At 55.5% G+C, this 3,430-nt stretch carries 2 protein-coding genes; one reads left to right on the top strand and one right to left on the bottom strand.

Annotated features, from left to right (window positions below; all coding sequences use genetic code 11):
- Positions 1–82: 82 nt before the first annotated feature.
- Positions 83–2,389 (top strand): putative bifunctional diguanylate cyclase/phosphodiesterase, encoded by a 2,307-nt coding sequence (locus tag ACEW8J_RS03820; protein ID WP_373490310.1) that lies wholly within the window; start codon positions 83–85, stop codon positions 2,387–2,389.
- 464 nt (positions 2,390–2,853) lie between these two features.
- Here the strand turns inward: ACEW8J_RS03820 and ACEW8J_RS03815 are convergent, their stop codons facing one another.
- Positions 2,854–3,285 carry a lipocalin-like domain-containing protein gene (locus ACEW8J_RS03815; protein ID WP_373490309.1) on the bottom strand — a complete coding sequence of 144 codons (432 nt, stop codon included), beginning with the start codon at positions 3,283–3,285 and terminating at the stop codon, positions 2,854–2,856.
- Positions 3,286–3,430 lie beyond the last annotated feature (145 nt).

Below are 3,430 nucleotides of genomic sequence, written 5' to 3'. Positions count from 1 at the left end.
GGCGAGAGCGCATATTCATTTTCCCTCGGCGCCAACAAGGTCACGAAAAAAATCGTGGCGTTGAAGTTGAGGAAATAGGGTTTTGAAAACGATTCAGCGCCTGCTGCGTTCCGGTTCGCTGTCTATCCGGATTGCCGTATTATATTCGGCCCTTTTTGTGCTCACCTTCGGTGCGCTGGTCGCGGTCGCGACGGGTGGCATCGAACGCTATGCGGCGGTCAAGATTTCCGAGGAAATGACAGCCAATTCCAACGCCTTCAACAAGGTGCTTGAACTGGAATCACAACGGATGTCGACCGCCACCGATATTCTGGCCGCCGATTTCGGATTTCGGGAAGCGGTTGCCCTCGGCGATGAACCGACCATAGCCAGCGCTCTGGTCAGTTTGCGCAATCGGCTCGATGTGCCCAATGCGTTCATCATGACTCTGGAAGGCGCGACCATCGGGCTTCAGCAGAACATGAGCGCCGACGATGCAGATAGCGTCTGGAACGCGCTTGATGAAGGAGCGCGCAGCGGCCTGGTCAAAATTGACGGAGCCTATCATGGCGTTGTTGCATCGCCGGTTGAAGCGCCCAACCTGTTTGGCTGGCTCGTCGTGGGCAAGCCGTTCAACCGGACTGAAATGCAAAATCTGGCTGAGCTGGCACCGATCAATCTGACAGCAAAAGTGCTGGATGGCCGGGCATTGCCGGCAACGCTCGCGGCCAAGACCGGCGAGCAGATCGAATTGACTGAGAGCGGTGAACGCATATTGTACCGGGCATCGGCCTTGCCCTCGCTCAGCACCCACGAGAATCCTACTCTGTTACTGCGCCATTCACTCAGCGAAGCGCTGCTCGCCTATCGCCCGATAACCTATATTCTCGCGGCTTTGGCGCTCTTTGGACTAGCGATCATCGTGTCGGCGGGCTGGTTGCTGGCCAAAGGCATCACCCGCCCGATTGCCCGGTTGGAAGAGGCTGCGCGCCAGATCAGTATCGGCGAAAGACACAAGGTGGTCGTCAATTCAACCGATGAAATTGGCCGGCTCGGCGATAGTTTCAATGAAATGGTCGATGCCATTGTCGAGCGGGAAGACAAGATATCCCATATTGCCTTGCATGATGCCCTGACCGATCTTCCCAACCGGAAATATTTTCGTGATCAGCTCGATATCGCGCTCAAGCGGGCCGGTGACAGCGATCTGGTGGCTGTTTTCTATCTCGATCTCGATAATTTCAAATCGGTCAATGATACGCTCGGTCACCCGGTCGGAGACGCCTTGCTCAAACAGGTCACCGAGCGGATGACATCGATCCTCGACGGCCATCTCGTCGCCAGGCTTGGCGGTGATGAATTTGCGGTATTGATCGAAAATGCCAATAATGTCGATGCGATTACGATGATCGCAGAACAGCTTGAAAAATCCTTTTCAGAGAGCTTCCAGGTCGAGGGCCATCTTATGCCCACGACGACGAGTATCGGCATAGCGGTCGCACCTCATGATGGTCAAAAGTCGGACATGCTGATGAAAAATGCCGACCTCGCCCTGTATCGGGCGAAGCAGGAAGGCAAAGGACAATATCATTATTTCGAACAGGAAATGGACGAGTTGGCCCGCAAGCGGCGAGAAACCGAAATCGATCTGAAGCTGGCGATCGAACAGGGCCAGTTTGAACTCTATTATCAGCCCTTGTTCAACACGCAGCAGCAGAGAATCAACGGTTTCGAAGCGCTGATAAGATGGCACCATCCCGAACGCGGTTTCATCCAGCCGATAGAGTTCATTCCCCTGGCTGAGGAAACCGGTCTCATCGTACAGATCGGCGAGTGGGTGATCAAGGAAGCCTGCCGACAGGCGGTGAGTTGGCCGGAGCATATCCGGGTTGCAGTCAATATTTCCCCGGTCCAGTTTCGTACCAAGGGTCTGCATGCAATATTGCTGCAAGCTCTCACCCAGTCCGGACTGGCACCCGAACGGCTCGAACTGGAAATTACCGAATCCTTGCTGATCGACAATGTCGAGGAGACCTTGAAATCGCTGCACAGTCTGCGCGCCCTGGGTATCCGGGTTGCGCTTGATGATTTCGGTACCGGCTATTCATCTCTCAGCTATTTGCGCAGCTTCCCGTTCGACAAGATCAAGATTGACCGGAGTTTTGTGGTCGATATCCTGTCCGACAAGGGCAGCGCGGCCATCATCCAGGCGATTACCGGTCTGGCTGCAGCGCTGGGTATGGAGACGCTTGCCGAAGGCGTGGAACTGGCTGAACAGGTAGAGATGCTGCACCAGAACGGTTGCGACAATATTCAGGGCTTTCTGCTCAGTCGACCGGTTCCGATCACGGCCGTGAACGCATTGATCAAAAGCCTGTCGGGCGAACGGGGCGATCGCAAAGTCGCGTAGGAGCGTCATTTTGGCCTTTTCGTAGTGAAAACCCATTGGCTCAATAAGTTTCCGGAATTAGAACAAAGACCGACCCACGAAGCGTCTATTCATGGCGGAAGCGGTCACACAAGATTTTGAATTTTAGCGGCAGCAATTGGGCCGGTTGCGGTCCGTCCGCTTCAAAGAAGTGAGGCGGCGTAGCAGACATTCGGCTGACGCCCCATTTTTGGTCATCCGCCAACGATTTACCCGATCCTATAACCGAAGTTCAATCCAGTTAGATATTTCAGCAGCAACGCGCCCATAGCGGGAAATACGTCAAACAGCCCGCCTTCCCCGAAAAACATCATTCGTAGGTCCCAATCCATGTAACTAGGCTGCTCAACCTGTAATTTATCGGCGCTCCTGTTGGAGACGCTCACGATGCCGTCCGATAGATCGCCAACGGGTGGTCCGCGATAGGCAAACCAATCGAACTACGGCTAGCGTTTCCATTGCAGGACGTGATGCCGGGTGCCGCCATTGTTTAAGGCCTCGCTGGCAGAAAGCGTCAGCCCGCCTTTGCCATGGAACTCGGCGAGCCGACGTTGCTCGGTACCAGCCATATCGGGATTGAGCGACATGGTGACCACGTGCACTACTTCCTCACCCTCAATCCGCCAAGGGCCGGCGTAATGGAAGTAGCTATCAAAGGCCTCCGCCTTTTGATCTGTGCTGGCGGCTCGGGCATTGGAGATGCCCAAACTGCTGCGCCCAGCCTTGGCAATACTTGCTGTCATCGTGCCGTCGGCGGAATAGATGATGTAGCCATGCGCACCATCACCGAACGGTCTGCTGACATTGCCATCAGCATATTCGATCCGCCAGTCGACCAAGCTCCACGCGCCGACGAAATCCGCTGGATCATGGGGCATGGGACCCGGCCTCTCTCACAGCGGGACGGCGGTGCTGGACGATGCGGAACCGGCCCGCAACAAAGGCGAGATCAGCAAGACAGGCATTACCCGCCGGGTTGAGGCCAGTCACATGATAGTCGCTATAGGCCGCCGCGAAGTTGGC

The organism is Parasphingorhabdus sp. (assembly GCF_041748495.1).
Lineage (GTDB): Bacteria > Pseudomonadota > Alphaproteobacteria > Sphingomonadales > Sphingomonadaceae > Parasphingorhabdus.
The sequence above is the reverse complement of the archived record's forward strand: the minus strand, read 5'-3'. Positions and strand labels throughout refer to the sequence as shown.

What these genes read in the sequence shown, in the direction of transcription:
- ACEW8J_RS03815 (WP_373490309.1), bottom strand. Translation starts at nt 3,285, where the DNA reads ATGCCCCATGATCCAGCGGATTTCGTCGGCGCGTGGAGCTTGGTCGAC.